Annotated in this window: 18 protein-coding genes; 8 read left to right on the plus strand and 10 right to left on the minus strand. The window is 63.2% G+C overall.

Annotated features, from left to right (window positions below; all coding sequences use genetic code 11):
* The first annotated feature begins 68 nt into the window (after positions 1 to 68).
* Both QMO82_RS33345 and hutC (QMO82_RS33350) read left to right on the plus strand, forming a co-directional pair.
* Entirely contained in the window at positions 69 to 1,415 is a 1,347-nt protein-coding gene (locus QMO82_RS33345) for a formimidoylglutamate deiminase (RefSeq protein ID WP_183608920.1), read from the plus strand.
* A gap of 61 nt (positions 1,416 to 1,476) precedes the next feature.
* Positions 1,477 to 2,199 (plus strand): histidine utilization repressor, encoded by a 723-nt coding sequence (gene hutC, locus QMO82_RS33350; RefSeq protein WP_183608921.1) that lies wholly within the window; start codon positions 1,477 to 1,479, stop codon positions 2,197 to 2,199.
* Between the two features lie 34 nt (positions 2,200 to 2,233).
* Here the strand turns inward: hutC (QMO82_RS33350) and hutC (QMO82_RS33355) are convergent, their stop codons facing one another.
* A complete protein-coding gene (gene hutC, locus QMO82_RS33355; RefSeq protein WP_183608922.1) occupies positions 2,234 to 2,989 on the minus strand; it encodes a histidine utilization repressor in 756 nt (251 codons plus the stop codon).
* A gap of 196 nt (positions 2,990 to 3,185) precedes the next feature.
* On the opposite strand from hutC (QMO82_RS33355), the gene QMO82_RS33360 reads away from it, so the two are divergent.
* The 5 genes from QMO82_RS33360 (at position 3,186) to hutH (ending at position 7,866) form a co-directional block, all read left to right on the plus strand.
* Positions 3,186 to 4,028, plus strand: a complete 843-nt coding sequence (locus QMO82_RS33360) for a transporter substrate-binding domain-containing protein (RefSeq protein ID WP_097616466.1) — start codon at positions 3,186 to 3,188, stop codon at positions 4,026 to 4,028.
* Positions 4,029 to 4,130: 102 nt separating this feature from the next.
* Positions 4,131 to 4,856: an ABC transporter permease gene (locus QMO82_RS33365; RefSeq protein ID WP_183608923.1), complete on the plus strand. Its 726-nt coding sequence runs from the start codon at positions 4,131 to 4,133 to the stop codon at positions 4,854 to 4,856.
* 10 nt (positions 4,857 to 4,866) lie between these two features.
* Positions 4,867 to 5,571, plus strand: coding sequence for an ABC transporter permease (locus tag QMO82_RS33370; protein WP_183608924.1), 705 nt, complete (start codon positions 4,867 to 4,869; stop codon positions 5,569 to 5,571).
* 28 nt (positions 5,572 to 5,599) lie between these two features.
* Entirely contained in the window at positions 5,600 to 6,376 is a 777-nt protein-coding gene (locus tag QMO82_RS33375) for an ABC transporter ATP-binding protein (RefSeq protein ID WP_183608925.1), read from the plus strand.
* Positions 6,373 to 7,866 carry a histidine ammonia-lyase gene (gene hutH, locus QMO82_RS33380; RefSeq protein WP_183608926.1) on the plus strand — a complete coding sequence of 498 codons (1,494 nt, stop codon included), beginning with the start codon at positions 6,373 to 6,375 and terminating at the stop codon, positions 7,864 to 7,866. The genes QMO82_RS33375 and hutH overlap by 4 nt, the downstream gene beginning before the upstream one ends.
* A gap of 13 nt (positions 7,867 to 7,879) precedes the next feature.
* On the opposite strand, the gene QMO82_RS33385 is transcribed toward hutH, so the two are convergent.
* Positions 7,880 to 8,422 carry a hypothetical protein gene (locus tag QMO82_RS33385; protein ID WP_183608927.1) on the minus strand — a complete coding sequence of 181 codons (543 nt, stop codon included), beginning with the start codon at positions 8,420 to 8,422 and terminating at the stop codon, positions 7,880 to 7,882.
* A 188-nt stretch (positions 8,423 to 8,610) separates the two neighbouring features.
* Between QMO82_RS33385 and QMO82_RS33390 the strand changes: the two genes are divergently transcribed.
* A complete protein-coding gene (locus QMO82_RS33390; protein ID WP_183608928.1) occupies positions 8,611 to 9,348 on the plus strand; it encodes a phosphatase PAP2 family protein in 738 nt (245 codons plus the stop codon).
* Between the two features lie 8 nt (positions 9,349 to 9,356).
* On the opposite strand, the gene QMO82_RS33395 is transcribed toward QMO82_RS33390, so the two are convergent.
* The 8 genes from QMO82_RS33395 to QMO82_RS33425 form a co-directional block, all read right to left on the minus strand.
* Positions 9,357 to 10,877, minus strand: a complete 1,521-nt coding sequence (locus QMO82_RS33395; RefSeq protein WP_183608929.1) for a mechanosensitive ion channel family protein — start codon at positions 10,875 to 10,877, stop codon at positions 9,357 to 9,359.
* Positions 10,878 to 10,954: 77 nt separating this feature from the next.
* On the minus strand, positions 10,955 to 12,091 hold the full coding sequence (locus tag QMO82_RS33400; protein WP_183608930.1) for an ABC transporter permease: 1,137 nt from the start codon (positions 12,089 to 12,091) through the stop codon (positions 10,955 to 10,957).
* Positions 12,088 to 13,296, minus strand: coding sequence for an ABC transporter permease (locus tag QMO82_RS33405; protein WP_183608931.1), 1,209 nt, complete (start codon positions 13,294 to 13,296; stop codon positions 12,088 to 12,090). The genes QMO82_RS33400 and QMO82_RS33405 overlap by 4 nt, the downstream gene beginning before the upstream one ends.
* A gap of 1 nt (position 13,297) precedes the next feature.
* On the minus strand, positions 13,298 to 14,278 hold the full coding sequence (locus QMO82_RS33410; protein ID WP_183608932.1) for an HlyD family secretion protein: 981 nt from the start codon (positions 14,276 to 14,278) through the stop codon (positions 13,298 to 13,300).
* 331 nt (positions 14,279 to 14,609) lie between these two features.
* Positions 14,610 to 17,171 carry an FAD-dependent oxidoreductase gene (locus QMO82_RS33415; RefSeq protein WP_183608933.1) on the minus strand — a complete coding sequence of 854 codons (2,562 nt, stop codon included), beginning with the start codon at positions 17,169 to 17,171 and terminating at the stop codon, positions 14,610 to 14,612.
* A gap of 93 nt (positions 17,172 to 17,264) precedes the next feature.
* Positions 17,265 to 17,465 carry a hypothetical protein gene (locus QMO82_RS33860; protein WP_183609065.1) on the minus strand — a complete coding sequence of 67 codons (201 nt, stop codon included), beginning with the start codon at positions 17,463 to 17,465 and terminating at the stop codon, positions 17,265 to 17,267.
* Entirely contained in the window at positions 17,455 to 17,694 is a 240-nt protein-coding gene (locus QMO82_RS33420) for a hypothetical protein (RefSeq protein ID WP_183608934.1), read from the minus strand. The genes QMO82_RS33860 and QMO82_RS33420 overlap by 11 nt, the downstream gene beginning before the upstream one ends.
* Before the next feature lie 10 nt (positions 17,695 to 17,704).
* Complete coding sequence (locus QMO82_RS33425) at positions 17,705 to 17,965, minus strand: hypothetical protein (RefSeq protein ID WP_183608935.1); 261 nt, start codon at positions 17,963 to 17,965, stop codon at positions 17,705 to 17,707.
* Position 17,966: the final 1 nt, after the last annotated feature.

The raw sequence follows: 17,966 nt of genomic DNA on the forward strand, positions 1-17,966 counted from the left end.
CAAGAGAAATTTTGCGCGCTTTTCTGGAAAAGAAAGATCGGCGGCGCGACAAGAGGAGAGGCAAGGTCATGACCACACTTCACGCAGACACGGCATTGACCCCGCAGGGCTGGCAGAAGGACGTGCGGCTGACACTCGAGGCCGGGCGTATCGCGCGGATCGAGACCGGCGTTTCCGCCGCGCCGGGCGATGAGCGCCATGCTCTCCTCGTTCCCGCCATGGGCAACCTGCACAGTCATGCCTTCCAGCGGGCGATGGCCGGTCTTGCCGAAGTGCGCGGCCCTGCCAATGACAGCTTCTGGAGCTGGCGCACGGTCATGTACAAATTCGCCCTGGCGATGACGCCGGATCATATCGAGGCGGTCGCCGCCAAGCTCTATGCGGAGATGCTGGAGGCCGGTTTTTCCCGCGTCGGCGAGTTCCACTATCTCCATCATGACAGGGATGGCGGCGCCTATGCCAATATCGCCGAGCTTGCCGAACGCATCGGTGCTGCGAGCGCAGAGACCGGCATCGGCCTGACCTTGCTGCCGGTCTTCTATGCCCATTCCGGCTTCGGCGGTGCTGCGCCGATCGACGGCCAGCGGCGCTTCATCAATTCGCTCGAAAGCTTCGAAAGGCTGATGGAGCGATGCCGGGCAGTGACCGGCCGGCTCGACGGCGCCGAACTCGGGCTGGCGCCGCACAGCCTGCGCGCCGCCACGCCCGAGGAACTGGCAAGACTCGTGCCGATGGCGGGCGGCGGCCCGATCCACATCCATGTCGCCGAACAGGTGAAGGAGGTCGAGGATTGCGTCGCCTGGTCCGGCGCGCGGCCGGTGGAATGGCTGCTCGATCACGCGCCTGTGGATCGGCGCTGGTGCCTGATCCATGCGACCCACATGACCGAGGACGAAACGCGGCGGATGGCAAAGAGCGGCGCAATTGCCGGCCTCTGCCCGATCACCGAAGCCAATCTCGGCGACGGCGCCTTTGCCGCACCGCTCTTCCTCGAAGAAGGCGGGCGTTACGGCATCGGTTCGGATTCCAACGTGTTGATCTCGGTTCCCGAGGAATTGCGCCAGCTCGAATATTCGCAGCGCCTGGCGCTGCGCGCCCGCAATGTCGTCGCAGCCACCGGCGGCTCGACGGCGCTTTCGCTGTTCACCCAAGCGCTTGCCGGCGGCGGTGCCGCGCTGAACGCGCCGGCCGGGCTCGTCGAGGGCTATCACGCCGATCTCGTTTCGCTCGATACCTCAGCCGTTCCCTATCTCTCGGGCGACCAGATCCTCGATCATTGGCTGTTTGCAGGCGGTATTTCCGTCGATTGCGTTTGGGCGCGCGGCCGCAAGCAAGTGGCCGGCGGCCGCCATGTCGGGCGCGATGCCATCGACCGGCGTTTCCTCGCCGCGATGGGCGAATTGCTGGCGGCCTGAAAAAGCACTTTTCCTGTCAAGCTATTCGAATTAGACCGGGGAGACCAATCGGAACGTGGCGATGAACCAAAGCAAGGATCCCACCTTGCATCAACGCATCCTGAGCGAAATCGAGGGCCGTATCGTCTCGGGCGAATGGCCGCCGGGGCACCGTATTCCCTTCGAGGTCGATCTCGCCACGCAGTATGACTGCTCGCGCATGACGGTGAACAAGGTGCTGACCCAGCTCGCCAAGGCCGGCCTCATCGAGCGCCGCAAGAAGTCCGGCAGCTTCGTCACCCAGCCGCAGGCGCAATCGGCCGTTCTCGAAATCCACGACATCAAGACCGAGGTGCAGTCGCTGAACCTGCCCTATTCCTACGCGGTTTCGAAGAAGACGAGCCGCAAGGCCAAGGCGGAAGACAGCCGAAGGCTAGAACTCCCGGTGGCGTCCTCGGTGGTCGAGGTCGTCTGCATCCACAATGCCGGGGCGCGGCCCTTCTGCCTGGAGGAGCGGCTGATCAGCCTCGCCACCGTGCCGGAGGCCGCCGATGTCGATTTCCTGACGATGGCGCCGGGGCCGTGGCTGCTCAACCAGGTGCCGTGGAGCACCGCCGAACATCGGATCCACGCCATCTCAGCCGGTGCCGACGTGGCGGCCGCCCTCGACATCGCGCGCAACGCCGCCTGCCTCGTCGTCGAACGCCGCACCTGGAGCGGCGCCGGTCCGGTGACCCACGTGCGCTTCACCTATCCCGGCGATCGTCACGCGCTCGTGGCGCGGTTCACGCCGGCATCGCAATAGTCGCCATGTTCCATATACAACATAGCTGGTGTTTTCACTCTTCGAACATCTTGCCGCTGCGGGCTTCGAGCCGGTAGCGATAGCCGGGATAGACCAGGCGAGCGGTGGAGACCACCTGTTTTGCCGACCATGTCCGCCGGCGGATCGTCAGGCACGGTTCGCTCTTCAGGATGGTGAGCAGCTTGCATTCCCAGGCTTGCGGCATCGCCGCCTCGACGACGTGCTCGGAGCCGCTGAGTGGGGCGGCCGCCGTCAGATAGGCGTTCGGCGTCAAGGTGGTGAAATCCTGGTCGAGATATTCAGGGGCGGCCTCCGGATGGACGAAACGGTCCTCGATCTGCACCGGAACGCCGTTTTCGCTGTGCACGATCAGCGAGTGAAAGACCGCCGCGCCGATATCAAGTTCCAGTGCGTCGGCAATCTCGGGAGAGGCCGTTTCCTGGGCGAGAACGATGACGGAAGCCTCATGGACATGGCCGCGTTCGGCGATTTCCTCGGCGATGTTGCGCACCTCGAACAGCGCCGAATAACCCTTGCGCTCGGCGACGAAGGAGCCGACGCCCTGGATGCGCACGAGTTCGCCTTCGTTGGCAAGTTCGCGCAGCGCCCGATTGGCGGTCATCTTGCTGACGCCGAGTTCGACCACCAGCTCGTTTTCCGACGGCACGCGGTATTTCGGCGGCCACTCGCCGCTGTGGATGCGGTCGAGGATCACCTGCTTGACGCCGGCATAAAGCGGCGTGCTATCATTTTCCGCCAGCTCGCGCTTCATTTCCCCGGAACGCTTCATTGCCTATTCCTTTTGCACGAATGGAATTCGCCGCATAAACCGACTTTCCTCTTGCATATCATAAAATATTTCATATGGTACCATATACAACCTCCCAATCGGTCCTTGCCGCAAAAACAGGACAGGAAAGGGCAAGCCGGCGCAGATCGGCCCGGGTGCCGCAAGGTCTGTTTCCATCTCAGAGGAGAATTCATCAATGAAATTCAGTGCAATCCTGTTTTGCGGCGTCGCCGCTCTTTCCGCTTTTGCAGCGCCCGCCTTCGCCAAGGACTGGACGAAGGCGACCATCACGCTCGAAGGCGCCTATGCGCCCTGGAACCTCACCAATGCCGACGGCACGCTCGGCGGCTTCGAACCGGAGCTCGCCAAGGTGCTCTGCGAACGTGCCAAGATCGAGTGCACGCTGGTTGCCTCCGACTGGGACGGCATGATCCCGGCGCTCAACGCCGGCAAGTTCGACGTCATCATGGATGCGCTGTCGATCACCGAGGAGCGCAAGCAGGTGATCGGCTTCACCATTCCCTATGCCGCCACCCCTGCCGCCTTCGCCACCGCCAAGGACAGCCCACTGGCAAAGGCCGCCGGCACCGGCGCCACGATCAAGATGACGCCCGGCCAGACCGGCGTGAAGGAGATCGACGCGCTGAAGGCCGCCTTCAAGGGCAAGACGATCGGCATCCAGGCGGCGACCGTCTATGCCAAGTTCGTCTATGACAATTTCGGCGACATTGCCGAGATCCGCGAATACAAGACCGGCGCCGACCGCGACCTCGACCTGCAGAACGGCCGCATCGACCTCGGCTTCGACGATGCCGTCTATTTCGCCAACGCGTTCAAGGCCGCCAACGACACGCTTGATTTCACCGGTCCGGAGATCGTCGGCTCGATCTGGGGCGAGGGCGAAGGCCTCGGCATCCGCCAGGCCGATACGGACCTGCGCGACAAGTTCAACGAGGCGATCAAATCAGCCCTTGCCGACGGCACGGTCAAGAACCTCTCGATGAAGTGGTTCAAGGTCGACGTCAGCCCGCAGCAATAGAGGTTTCGGCCTTTCGGCCGTAAACCCCTGTCTCCGGCTTTATTGCTGGAGACAGCATGCTATTGTCACCCAAAACACTGCCACGGACGGGGAACGGACGATATGGCAAGCTTGGAACTGCTCGGCTTCGGCTCGACCGGATGGGGCGCGCTGCTCATTGCTGCCGCCTTGATGACGCTCGCCGTCACGGCGACGGCGCTGGCCATCGGCGCGGTGCTCGGCGCGATTGTCGCGGCGGCGAAACTCTCCGGCAATCTTGCCCTCGTCACGCTCGGCAACGTCTATACGACGGTGTTTCGCGGCGTGCCCGAACTGCTGATCATCTATCTCATCTATTTCGGCGGCTCCTCGGCCGTCACCTCGATCGGCAAGGCGATGGGCTACGAGGGGTTCCTCGGCATGCCTTCCTTTGCCGCCGGCGCGCTTGCCGTCGGCATCATCTCCGGCTCCTATCAGGCGGAAGTGTTCCGCGGTGCCTTCCTCGCCATCTCCAAGGGTGAGCTCGAAGCGGCCTCGGCGATCGGCATGAATCGCGCCATGCGCTTTCGCCGCATCATCATGCCGCAGGTGCTGCGGCTGGCCATTCCCGGCCTCGGCAATGTCTGGCAGCTCAGCCTCAAGGATTCGGCGCTGATCTCCGTCACCGGCCTTGCCGAACTGATGCGCACCAGCCAGGTCGCGGCGGGCTCGACGCGGCAATATTTCCTGTTCTTCATCGCCGGCGGCTGCCTCTATCTGATCCTGACCAGCCTTTCCGACCGCATCTTCAACGGTGCGGAACGCCGGGCCAACCGCAGCATGCCGGCATCGGCCATGGGCCAGGCGTAGGGAGGCGATGATGGATTTCACCTTTCTTGCTTCGACCATGGTGACCCTGCTCAAGGCGGTGCCGACGACGCTGATCCTGTTTTCGCTGTCGATCTTCTTCGGTGGCCTGCTGGCGCTCGTCATCGTCTCGATGCGGGTGAGCGGCAACCCGGTGCTTTCGGGTTTCGCCAAAGGTTATATCTTCGTCTTCCGCGGCTCGCCGCTGTTGATCCAGATGTTCCTGGTATTTTACGGCCTCGGTCAGTTCGGCGTCATCCGCTATTCCTTCCTCTGGCCGTTCCTGCGCGAGCCGATGGTCTGCGCCGTGCTGTCGCTGGCGCTCTGCACGGCCGGCTACACGGCGGAGATTTTCCGCGGCGGCATCCGTGCCGTCTCGCCGAAGGAAATCGAAGCGGCGCGCTCGATCGGCATGTCCGGTTTCCTGCTGGTGCGCCGCATCCTGGCGCCGATCGCCTTCCGCCACGCGCTGCCGGCCTATTCCACCGAGATCGTGCTGATGATGAAATCGACGGCGCTCGCAAGCCTCGTCACCGTCTGGGAGGTCACCGGTGTCGCCCAGCGGCTGATCTCGCAGACCTACCGCACGATGGAAGTCTTCCTCTGTGCGGCGATCATCTATCTCGTCCTGAATTTCATCATCCTGCAGGGCATGGCTCTGCTCGAATATTCGCTCTCCCGACACCGCCGTGCAGCCCCGCACGCCCTGAAGGCTTGAGGCGAAACCTGAATCGATTGGAGCAATCATGCCAGGCGTTACCCGACTTTCGGTCCGCAATATCCGCAAGAGCTTCGGCACGCATGAGGTGCTGCGCGGCATTTCCCTCGATGCGGAAGACGGCGATGTGATCTCGCTGCTCGGCGCCTCCGGCTCCGGCAAATCGACCTTCCTGCGCTGCATCAACATGCTCGAAACCGCCAGCGACGGCGAGATCTGGGTCGACGGCGAGCATATTCAAATGGTTCACAAGAACGGCAAGGCAAAGCCGGCCAGCCAGAAGCAGGTGGACCATATCCGCTCGGAACTCGGCATGGTGTTCCAGTCCTTCAACCTCTGGTCCCACATGACGATCCTGCAGAACGTCATCGAAGGTCCCATTCATGTGCTGAAGCGGCCGCGCGCCGATTGCATCGCCGAGGCCGAGGCGCTGCTCGAAAAGGTCGGCATCGCGGACAAGCGCCACGCCTATCCCGCCCATCTCTCCGGCGGCCAGCAGCAGCGCGCCGCGATCGCCCGCGCGCTGGCGATGAAACCGAAGGTCATGCTCTTCGACGAGCCGACCTCGGCGCTCGATCCGGAGCTTGTCGGCGAAGTGCTGCGCGTCATGCGCGCGCTGGCCGAGGAAGGCATGACCATGCTCGTCGTCACCCATGAGATGAGCTTTGCCCGCAACGTCTCCAACCGCGTCGTCTTCATGCGCGAGGGTCTGATCGAAAGCAGCGGCAAGCCGGACGAGATGTTCACCGGCGGCGCCACACCCGCTTTCCGCCAGTTCATCGGCCATTTCGGAAGCGGTCAATGACGATCACCATCGATAAAGTGCTGACCTGGCGCGACGTCGCGCGCGTCGGGGCAGGGGAAGCGCTTGCGCTGTCGCCGGCCGCCTGGGCGCGGATCGAGCTGGCAAGCCGCATCGTCGCCAGCATCGTCGAGACCGGCGTGCGCGCCTATGGCGTCAATACCGGCGTCGGGGCGCTCGCCGATACGGTGGTCGATCGCGCCTCGCAGAGCCTGTTGTCGCGCAGCATCGTGCTCAGCCATGCCTGTGGCGTCGGGCCATTGCTTGATGCCCGCGAGGTGCGCGCCATCATCGCCGCCCAGATTGCCAATTTCGCTCACGGCCATTCCGGCGTGCGGCGCGGGATCGTCGAGCATCTCGCAGCCATGCTGGAGCATGATTGCATTCCCGACGTCCCGTCCAAGGGCTCGGCCGGTTACCTCACCCACAATGCCCATACGGCGCTCGTTCTGATCGGTGAAGGCAGCGCCACGCTCGGCGGCGAACGCATGAGCGGCCGCGAAGCACTTGCCGCGATCGGCCTCACACCGTTGGTGCTCGGCGCCAAGGAGGGCCTCAGTCTTGTCAACGGCACGGCCTGCGCCACCGGCCTGACCGCCGTGGCACTTTCCCGCGCCGAACGGCTGCTCGACTGGGCCGATACGATCGCGGCACTGACCCTGGAAGCGGCAGGCTGCCAGATCGCCGCCTTCGACGCGGCGGTGCTGGCGCTGCGCCCGTCTGCCGGAATCGAGAAGGTCGGAGCGACGCTGCGCGCCCGCCTTCGGGACAGCGGCTTAGTCGCCGCTGCCTTCGGCCGGCGCACGCAGGATGCGCTGAGCCTTCGTTCGGTGCCGCATGCCCATGGCGCGGCGCGCGACGTTTTCGACAATTCCGCCCGCCTCGTCGATCAGGAGCTTGCCTCGGTGACGGACAATCCGGCTGTCTCAGGCACGCCGGAACAGCCGATCGTCTCCTCCGAAGCGCATGCGGTCGCCCCGGCGCTCGGGCAGGCGGCCGATAGTCTGGCGATTGCGCTGGCGCAGATCGGCGCGATCAGCGAGCGGCGCATGGACCGGCTGGTCAATCCGCTGGTAAGCGGCCTGCCGCCGTTTCTGGCAAGCGACGCCGGCAGCCATTCCGGCTTCATGATCGCCCAATATACCGCAGCCGCGCTCAGCAACGAGAACCGCCGCCTTGCCGCACCCGCGGCCATGGATGGCGGCCTGACCTCCGGCCTGCAGGAGGATTTCCTCGCGCATCCCACAGCTGCCGCCGGCAAGCTGCTCGCCGTCATCGACAATGCCGAATACATCCTGGCGATCGAGCTGATGGCGGCGGCCCAGGCGCATGATTTCCTGGCGGCGACGGCGCCGCGGGCGGCAGGTACGGATCTTGTCTATCAGGCGGTGCGGGAGCGTGTCGCCCATTATGGCGACGAGCGGCCGCTCAATGGCGATATCGAGGCCGTGCGCAGCCTGATCCGCGAGAGCGCGCCGCCATCGATGGGGTGAATCAGGCACCCCGTCAGAACGGCTTGCCGGTTTCGGAATCCTGCTTCGGCTTTCCGCCTGCTTCCAGGCGTTTGAGGCATTGCCGATAAGTCGGATAGAGCTGGTCCACCCGCGAGAGCGGCAGCGTCCAGTCGCCTTCGTCGCCGGCAAAGGTCAGCTGCACATCAGGCGTTCCTGAAAAGGAATTCTTGATGATCTTCTTCAGTCCGCCGCTTCCCTTGCTCGCCGGTGGCCAGAGGCGAAGCGTGGTCTTGTCGAAGAATTCGGCGGCGACCACTTTCGTCACATTGCGATCGGTCAGTGTCACCTCGGTCGTGGTGCCGGCCGGAATGTCCCAGCTGTTCTTTGCCACCAGCCAGAAGGTCTCGGTGGCGCTCTGGCGGAATTCCACGGTCTTGCCGATTTCGCTGTTCCACAGCAGCCGGCAATAGGGCGGGCTCTCGCTCGCAAAGCCTACCGACCATTGTCTTGCGTCGCCCATCCATTCGGTCTCGCCAAGGGCTGCGACCGGCTGCAGGACGGCTGCCATCAGAACCATCGCGGTCAGAATTTTCATCGCCGAACCATCTCCAGGACAATCGGCTCCAGCCATAACAAAAGAAGGTTGAGCTTTTGCTACCGAGCATTTGGATTAGGCGGCGATCAGGCTCGAGAACGCCCTCGAATGCCCAAGGTCTTGAATTTGCGGCTCACCTTGCCGATCTGGCGAGGATAGACATGGTGTGAAGGAGTTCGACGGCAGGCATGAACGAGGTTCAACGACGCGGATTTTTGGCGAGGCTCACCGCATATGAGCCGCTGACGCTGATCATGGTGGCATCGATCGCCGGCGGGCTCTTTCTGCTGCAGCGCCTGACGAGCGAGGTGCTCGAGGGTGAGACATTCCGCTTCGACGAAGCGATACTGCTGGCGCTGCGGCGGCCGGGCGAACTTGCCGTGCCGATCGGTCCTGGCTGGCTGACGCACGCCGTCGGGGATATCACCAGCCTCGGCGGTATCACCGTTCTCTCGCTGATGACGGTTCTCGTCACCGTCTATCTTCTGCTCGACCGACGCTGGCCGATCGCGATCTTCGTCTTTTCCTCGGTACTAACCGGATGGCTGGCGAGCACTTTGCTCAAGATCCTCATTGCCCGGCCGCGTCCCGATATCGTGCCGCATCTTGCCGAGGTCAGCGATCTCAGCTTTCCCTCCGGACATGCGATGGTCTCGGCGGTGACCTATCTGACGCTCGGCGCACTGCTGGCCCGGACCCAGCGTTACCGCTCGACGCGGATCTTCGTCATGGCCGCCGGTGTCTTTCTGGCTGTCATCATCGGTTTGAGCCGGATCTATCTCGGTGTCCATTATCCGACGGATGTCCTCGCCGGGTGGTGCGCCGGGGCGCTGTGGGCGCTCGGTTGCTGGTTGGTCTCGAAACGCTGCGTCCCAAGCCGCGGCCCCGACGCTGCCGCCGAAACCGAAAACGGCGACGGCAAATAGAGCGAAGCCTACTGCGGCACCTGGAACAGGTGACGGATTCGCGTCACCAGCGAGTTCATCGAGCCGCCGTTCAGCGTGGCGCCTTCGCTCGCGAAGGAGTGCTGGCCGGTTTCGATGCGGCGCGAGAGGGTGGCGGCAAGCTCTTCGGCGATGCCGGGCCGGTCGTGCAGCAGTGGCGTCAGGCTTGCCTGGGCAATCTCGTAGACGACGACGAAGGTCAGCGCCCGCAGGCTGGCGGCCTCGCCGACGCCGATCAGCAGCCCGCTTTCGCCGAAATAATCGCCCGGCGCCAACCGGCCGAGTTCGATTTCCTTGTGGCCCTCCCGCCGTGTGGCGACGAGGGCACCGCTGCGCACGATCATCAGCGATGCGACCGTATCGCCCTGTTCGATGAGAATGGAATCCTTCTTGTAGGTCCGCCGGGTCATGGAGGCTGCGAGCGTTTCCTTCTCGTCCTCGGTCAGCGAGAAAAACAGCGGGATGGCGTCGAGAAGCTTGAGCGGCGTCGGCCGGTGCGGCTTCGCCATCTCCTCCGACTGCAGTTGATCGGGCGGTGGGCCGGCGGCATCGATCGGCCGCGCCAAAGTGAGGCCGGCCGCCTTGATATGGCGGTAGATGAGATCAAAGATCTCATTCTTAGCCAGCCCCGCCTGGCCGATATCCCTGACGCGGAAGGAGAGTTCCAGTTCCACTGCATCCGATGTCAGCGATTTGATCTGCACGCCGGGTTTCGGTTCGGTCAGGATCGAACCGCTGCTCAACAGCACGGTGCGCATGACCTCGATGATCGCCGATGGCCCGATCGTCGGCACGACCCGGACCGTCAGCGTCGCCCCATGGCTGCGGTCGGGACTGCTGAGATTGGTCAGCCCGACCTTGGCGAGAAAGCTGTTGGGCAGCACCACCAGATCGTTCGAGCCGTTCAGGAGATGGGTCGAACGCCAGTTGGTTTCGACGACACGGCCTTCGATACCGTCATTCAGCACGATCCAGTCGCCGATCGAATAGGGCCGGCCGAGATTGAGCGCGATGCCGGAAAAGACGTCGCTCAGGGTGCTTTGCATCGCAAGGCCGAGGATGATGGCAAAGACGCCCGAGGTGGCGATCAGCGTGCCGACCGGAAAGCTGAAGACATAGGCGACCACCGAGAGGATCGCGCCAAGATAGATCAGGCCGATGACCAGGTCCTGAACGAGGCGGCCCTCTCGCGGCTGGCGCTCGAAGATCAGGAAGACGCGGACGAAGGCGATCAGCGCCCAGGCGGCATTGATCCACCAGACCACCTTGGCAAGGGCGATGAAGACACGTTCGAAGGTCGAAGCCGGCGCCGGCCCGACTTCATAGGGCACGATGTCGTGATAGAGCAGCAGAACGGTCAGCGCCGCGAAGAAGAACACCTGGCCTGCAAGCTTCCAGCTTGGGAAGGGTCGAAGCGCTATACGCGTGACGACCGCGCCGACCACGGCCAATGTCCCGGCCTGAACGACAGGATCGGCAAGCACTCCGGACCATGTGGGATTATCAAGCATCGACTGTCCATTTGGCTGAGCGCGATGCCGAAAAGTGTGAGCGTTTTTCGATCAACATCGTGCCTCACTCTTGAATTCTAATGATGGCTCCGCCGCATCCTGACTTCCAATCCGACCGCGAGGCAACCGTAAAATAGTGCCAGCGCCCAGAGCGTCAGAAATGGAGCGCGGACGTCGCTCAGCGGTGCCCCGAGCTGCGATACCGAGACGATTCCGTTGATGGCGGCGCTGCTGGGAACCAGGAGCGCCAGATATTGCAGCGCCTTCGGCATGGCCTCGGTCGGCCAGGAAAAGCCAGCGAGAAACAGGAAGGGGATGCCGATCGCCGCGAACACCAGCTGGACGGTGAGGGGGCTGCGGAACAATGCCGCGACGACCATACCGAGCGCGCTGACGGAAAGCACGAAGGGCAGCGAGACGGCGAAGATGATGAGCGGTCCCCCGAGCCTAGGAATGTCGTAGAGATAAGGCAGCGCGATCAGATAGAAGGGCAGCACCACCGCCTCCAGGATGAGGTAGGCGAGCAGCTTGCCGAGCACGGTTGCGAGCGCGCCGGCCGAAGAACCAGCGCGCCCGTCGTCTCGCAGCGTTCCGAGCAGGCCGACGCCGATCAGCAGCATCTGCTGCAGGAGGAGAACGAAGGCGGCGGGCAGGAGATAAGTGGCGTAGCCGCCCTGAGGGTTGAAGAGCGGCACCGTCGTCAGCGGCATCGGGTCGGAGGCCGCGGCGGCGACGGCGGGATCGACATGCATGGCGACCAGTCTTGCGGTCTCGACCTCGGCGCCGAAAGTCTTGGCGACGGCCGAGACGCCGCCGGAGATGCGCGAATAGATCAGAAAATAGCTGGCATCGGCATAGAGCGCCACCGGCGACTGCCGTCCGTGCAGCAGGTCGCGCTCGAAATATTTCGGGATGACGAGGATGCCGTAGAGCTGGCGGCCGAAGACCGCGCGCTCGGCGCTTGGCTCGTCGGGCAGTTCGACGCCGATGGACACATCGGCCGAGGCTTCGACGCGGCGGGCGAACTGCCGGCTGCTGTCGGTGCCGTCGAGATCGACGAGGGCGATCGGCACGTCGCGCAGGGCCTCGCCCCGGTAGGGCTGGGGATAGAGGGCCGCATAGATGCAGGCCGCCAGAATGAGCACGGAGAATGCCGGCCGCAGCGACAGGATGCGCTGCAATTCGATGCGGCAGGTCGCCAGCACACCGTTCATCGGCCGGCCTCCGGCAATGCCGACGCCTCGCGCCTGTTCCTCGATCGCATCGTCTCCAGCCGGAGCACGGTGACGGATGCAAGCAGAACGACGAGGAAGAGCAGCACCAGGATCGGTTTCCACGACAGATCGAGCGGCGTGCCGCGGATCGTCTGGTCGATTCTTGCCATCAGATACCATGTGCCGGGGATCATCTGGCCATAATAGTAGGCGAAGTCGTTCATGCCGATCCTCGGGAAACCGATGCCCATGAAGCCGAAGGCGGGCGCGGCGAGCAGCGAGCCGATGCTGATGGCGCTCGCCATCGGCCGCAGCAACAGCGCCAGCAGCACGCCGATGAACTGGCTTGCCAGGATGAACAGGGTGCCGGCCATCAGCAGCAGCCAGCGATCGCCGCGCAGCGGCATGTCGAGAAGGTCGAAGAGGACCAGATCGGCGATGCCGAGCACGGCGAGAAAGATCAGCGTATAGGGGAGGATCTTGCCCGCCAGGGCGGGCCACAACCCGCCGCCGAGCCGCCGGAGGATGCGCAGCCGGTGGCGGCTCTCGACGTCGAGGCCGAGCGAATAGGCCATCGTCGTGATGATCACCACCTGCAGCACGCTGGGCATCAGGGCGGCAAGCAGGAAATGGGCATAGTTGAGGGTGGGGTTGAAGAGCGGGTTTACCTGCACCGGAACGGGAGCGAGAGCGGCCTGTGCCGCGTCGACCGGCTCTCCCTGGGCCGTGCGCAATGACAATCTGATGCCCGCCGCCACGGTCGGGACGGCGGCGTTGACGCCACGCAGCACCAGATTGCCGGTCGTCATCGTCTGGCTGTTGTAGAAGAACACCACCTCCGGCCGGCGGCCGGACAACACGTCGCGCTCGAGATTGCGCGGCAGCATGAGCAGGCCGTGAACCTCGCCGGAGAGGATGAGCTGCCGGCCTTCGGCGAGGTCGCTGACGGCAAGGGCGACCGCCGTATCTTGGCTGGCATCGACCATGCGGATGATCCGGCGCGACAGATCGGTGCCGTCCTGATCGAGCACGGCGATCGGCAGGCGAGTTGCCAGACCTGCGCTGAAAACCGCGGCCAGAAGGCCCATCAGCAGCAGCGGCAGGACCGTCGTCAGGAACAGCAGGAACGGCCGGCGGCGAAACCAGTGGAACTCCCGTGCGAAGACGAGCAGGAAACCCGGGTGCACCCGCCCGCGCGGCGTCATGTCAACGCTCCGACCAGGCGGCGATGACGCTCATGCCGGGCCGCAGGCCATCCACGGATTTTATCGGAACGGCGCGCACCTCGAACGTCCTGAGATCGAAATCACCGGTCGCCCGCGTCGCCCGCCATGTCGCGTACTGGCCCTGCGCATTGATCATGGTCACCTTGACCGCGGTCTTGTCGGGGCCGATTGCCGGCACGACGACATCGAAATCGTCCCCGACCTTCAGGCCTCTCAGCAGATCCTCGCGCAGGTTGAACGTGAACCAGGGATTCTGGAGATCGATAATCGAAAACAGCGGCGCGCCGGCACTGAAATTCTCGCCGAGTTCGGCAACCCTCGTCGTGACCTGCCCGGAGATCGGCGCGTGGATCGTCAGTTCGGAAACGTTGACCTGCTGCTGGTTGAGCGAGGCGCGCGTCTGTTCGACCTGCGCGGCGGCAAGCGCCTTCTCTTCCTTGCTGGAGCCGGCGACAACAAGCCGCACATTGGCCTCGGCGGATTCGCGCTTGCGGATCGCCGCTTCAAGATTGCGGGCCGCCTGCTCCGCCTGAGCCTGGGTCGACGCGCCGGTGGTGATCAGCCTTGTCTGACGCGCAGACTCTTCCTGGTAGAGGGTCACATCCGCCGCAGCCGCAGCCAGTTCGGCATTGGCGGCATCGATCGTCTCCGGCCGCGTGCTGTTGACGCGGGCAAGATCGGCTTGCGAAACGGAAAGGGCGGCTTCCGTCATATGAAGTGCCGCCGTCAGCTCAGGGCTTTCGAGCACGGCGATGACAGCCCCGGCCTCGACATTATCGCCGACATCGACATTCAGCTTGGCAATGCGGCCGGAGACACGTGGGCTGATATCGACCCGATTGGCGGAGACCTCGCCTTGGACGATCAGCGGCGGCGGGCGTGTTGCAAACCAGAGCAGAATGCCGAGTGCTGCCAGAACCGCCAAGGCGATCACCGGCCGAAGAATTCTGGAAGCTGTCATGATCCACTTTTCCCTTGCCGAATGACGTAGCCTGGATGCATGTGGAAGACTGGTAGGCCAGCATTGCCGGTCGCCGGAGAGATGTCAAATGACTGTTTCTATGTGACAACCGGTCCGCTCGGCGAGAGTCTCGCAACCTTACCCGCGGGAGAGTGTGGGCCTCCCCCGTGCGTCCCTGTCTTGTTCGAAACGGCGGGCGACGTGCACGCTCCGCATATAACGGAGTGGTTCTAACTCCGAGATTTCTCGTTGTTTTCAGCCAAGCGGCTCAACCTCATGTTTGTGGCGCCCCCGTGCTTGAGGCGCCACAAGTGCTTGAGTGCTTATGTGCTTAGCTGCGCGGCTTCAGATTTTCCGGGTCATAGATCGGCTTGTAGCCGACGCCGACAACCTCAACCGGATAAGTCTCGGCGAAATACTCGACGTTCAGCTTACGTCCGACCTGGCAATGTGACCAGGGCAAATAGGCCAAGGCAATATTCTTTCCGACCGTCGGGCCGTAGGCGATCGAGGTTGTGTAGGAGCGACGGCCCAGCGCGTCGACCAGAACCTCTCCCGTGGCAGGGTCGACAACCGGCAGGTTGCCGACGGGATAACGCTTGACGCCCAACTTGTCGGTATTTTCGGTCATCACAAGCGTGCAGAGCATGGCCGGCTGGTGCTCGCGCGCCTTGTATTCCAGATGCTTCGCCTTGCCGCGGAAATCGGCTTCCTTGACCTTCGGACGGGCGAGATCGGCTTCGATCAAGTTGTACTGGGTCAGGAGGTCGGCGTTCTGCAGGCGCAGGCTCTTTTCCATGCGGCGCGAGTTTGCATAGGTTTCCACGCCGAAGGCCATCACGCCGGTCGAACGCAGCGCATCCCAGACGGCGAGGCCGTCTTCGTATTTCATGTGCAGTTCCCAGCCCTGCTCGCCGACATAGGAGATGCGGAAGGCGGTGACGGGCTTGCCGGCGATTTCGATCGGCTTGATCGCCGTAAAGGCGAAGTTTTCCGGATCGAGCCCGGCCGGATCGGCCACGGCCTTCTTCAGCGTGTCGCGTGCGTTCGGACCCCAGATGCCGATCGTCACGAATTTTTCCGAGACGTCGGTGATGGTCACGTCAAGGCCACGGTCTTGGGCGACGCGCTTCATATAGTGCAGGTCGCGCGGGCCGGCATCGGCGCCGTTGACCAGACGGCAGCGGTCGGCCATGCGGAAGACGGTGAAGTCGGCGCGCACCATGCCTTCGTCGTCGAGGAAGTGGGTGTAAACGCCCTTGCCGATGTTTGCGTCGCCGCCGACCTTGGCGGCGCACAGCCATTCCATCAGCTCGACATGGTCAGGTCCTTCGATATCGACCATGTGGAAGTGGCTGAGATTGACGATGCCGCAATCCTCGCTCATCGCCAGATGCTCGGCATTCGACACGCGCCAGAAATGGCGGCTGTCCCATTCGTTCTCACGCAGCGGAACGCGGTCGGCGTATTTCTCCAGAAGGTGCTCGTTGGCGGCGTAGCCGTGTGCACGCTCCCAGCCGCCAAGCTCCATGAAGTAGCCGCCAAGCTCCTTCTCGCGCTCGTAGAAGGGTGAACGCTTGGCGTTGCGGCCGGATGCGTAGGGTTCGCGGGTGTGGACAGCCGGGAAATAGATCTTCTGGGCGGCTTCGTAGCAGCGCCCCTCGATGAACTCTTCCGTCAATTGATGCGGATAGAAGCGGGCATAATCGATGCTGTTGTGATCGATTTCTGTCCGGCCATCGGTCATCCAGTCGGCAATCAGCTTGCCGTAGCCTGGGCCGTCCTTGACCCAGATGGCGACGCAATACCAGAGACCGCGCACCTTCTGGCTCTCGCCGCAGGATGCGCCGCCGCCGGCGGAAACCTGCAGCAGGCCGTTGAACGAGTGACCCTCGTTATAGCCGAGTTCGCCGAGGATCGGCGTCAGTTCCATGGCGCGCTCGAGCGGCTCGATGATCTGTTCCATCTCGAGATCGCGCTGCGAAGGCGAAAGCCGTGCTTCGTGTTTTTCGAGAAGATCGCGCGGATGGCACATGCGCGGATTGGCGGCTTCGTAATAGCCCCACTCGATCTGGCCGCCCTCGGTCGTCGCCGGGTCGCCGGTATCGCGCATATAGGCGGAGTTGCCCTGGTCGCGCAGCAGCGGGAAGCCGATTTCTTTGCCGGTGCCTTCAAACTCGTTATAGGGACCGAAGAAGGTGAGCGGGTGGTCGACCGGCATGACCGGCAGGTCTTCGCCGACCATCTCGGCGATCAGGCGCCCCCAGAGACCGGCACAGACGATGACGTGGTCGGCCATGATAGTGCCGCGATGGGTGACGACGCCCTTGATGCGGCCGCCTTCGACGATCAGCGACTTTGCCGGCGTGTTGCCGAACACCTTGAGCTTGCCTGCCTTTTCGGCGGCATCGACCAGCTTGCCGGCAACGGTCTGCGAGCGCGGGATGACGAGGCCGGCATCCGGATCGTAAAGGCCGCCCATCACCTGATCTTCCTCGATCAGCGGGAATTTCTCCTTGATCTCGGACGGGCTGACATAATGGGCGCGCGTGCCGAAAGCCCGTGCCGAGGACAGCTTGCGCTTGATTTCCTCCATCCAGCTATCGTCGCCGGTGCGCGCCACTTCGAGGCCGCCGATCCGGGCGTAATGGCCCATCTTCTCGTAGAAATCGATCGAATATTGCGTGGTCCAGACGGAGAGATAGTCGTGGCTCGTGGTGTAACAGAAGTCCGAGGCATGGGCTGTCGAGCCGATATCGGTCGGTATGCCCGACTTATCGATGCCGACGATATCGTCCCATCCGCGCTCGACGAGATGATGCGCGATGGAGGCGCCGACGATACCGCCGAGGCCGATGATGACGACCTTTGCCTTTTCCGGAAATGCTGCCACGTGCTGTTCCTTCTACTTATCGGACGAACTAAAATTTATTTACAGCGCCGCGCGTCTGAAAAGACGCGCAAAAGGACGCTGTAACACCTTGAATTACTGCATAATTTTCTCCTTAAATCGATTCCGATTTAAGGAATTATGCAGTCGCCGCCCTCGACTTGCGACGAGGGCATTATGCATCAGGCTCATGATCGCCATTGGTCCTACGCCGCCTAGGACCGGCGTGATTGCGCCAGCCGGGGTCGAGGCTGGAGAATTCCAGGAACATGCCAGCGCCCCGGGATTACGGCGCAGAAATCGCCTTCAGCCGGTCGATGTCCACGAGCACGATGTCTTCCGAAACAGGCTCGCGATTGTGCAGCCGGAACCATTCCACGGCTTCGCGCACGCGGTCTCCATGCGGCGCCGGATAGGCGCCCAGTCCGAGAACCCATTCCCGCACGGTCTCGCGCTCCATCCGCCCGGCCCGGTATCGATCGCAGACGGTTTTCGCCGATGCCACAAGGTCATTGATGCTTTTCACGGGATATCCCTCAATGCACGGATGGCTCGTCATCTTCGAGAAACGACCGAATGCCGTCCCGGGCGACGACGGCCAGGAATTCGTCGAAAGCCTCCCGGTCGGTCGCAAAAGGCTCGTCCCAGCGGATCAGATCCTCTGCCTGCGTGACCACCTCCATCGTCCAGTCTTCATTGCTGCCCGATGTGCGGAAGATGTCGACGAGCACCGTGATCCCGTCATCGGTGAACTCTCCGGCCAATTCGGAATGTTCGAGCTTTTCTTTCTTTGCCATT

Origin of the sequence: Rhizobium sp. BT04 (assembly GCF_030053135.1) — a bacterium.
GTDB classification, from domain to species: domain Bacteria; phylum Pseudomonadota; class Alphaproteobacteria; order Rhizobiales; family Rhizobiaceae; genus Rhizobium; species Rhizobium binxianense.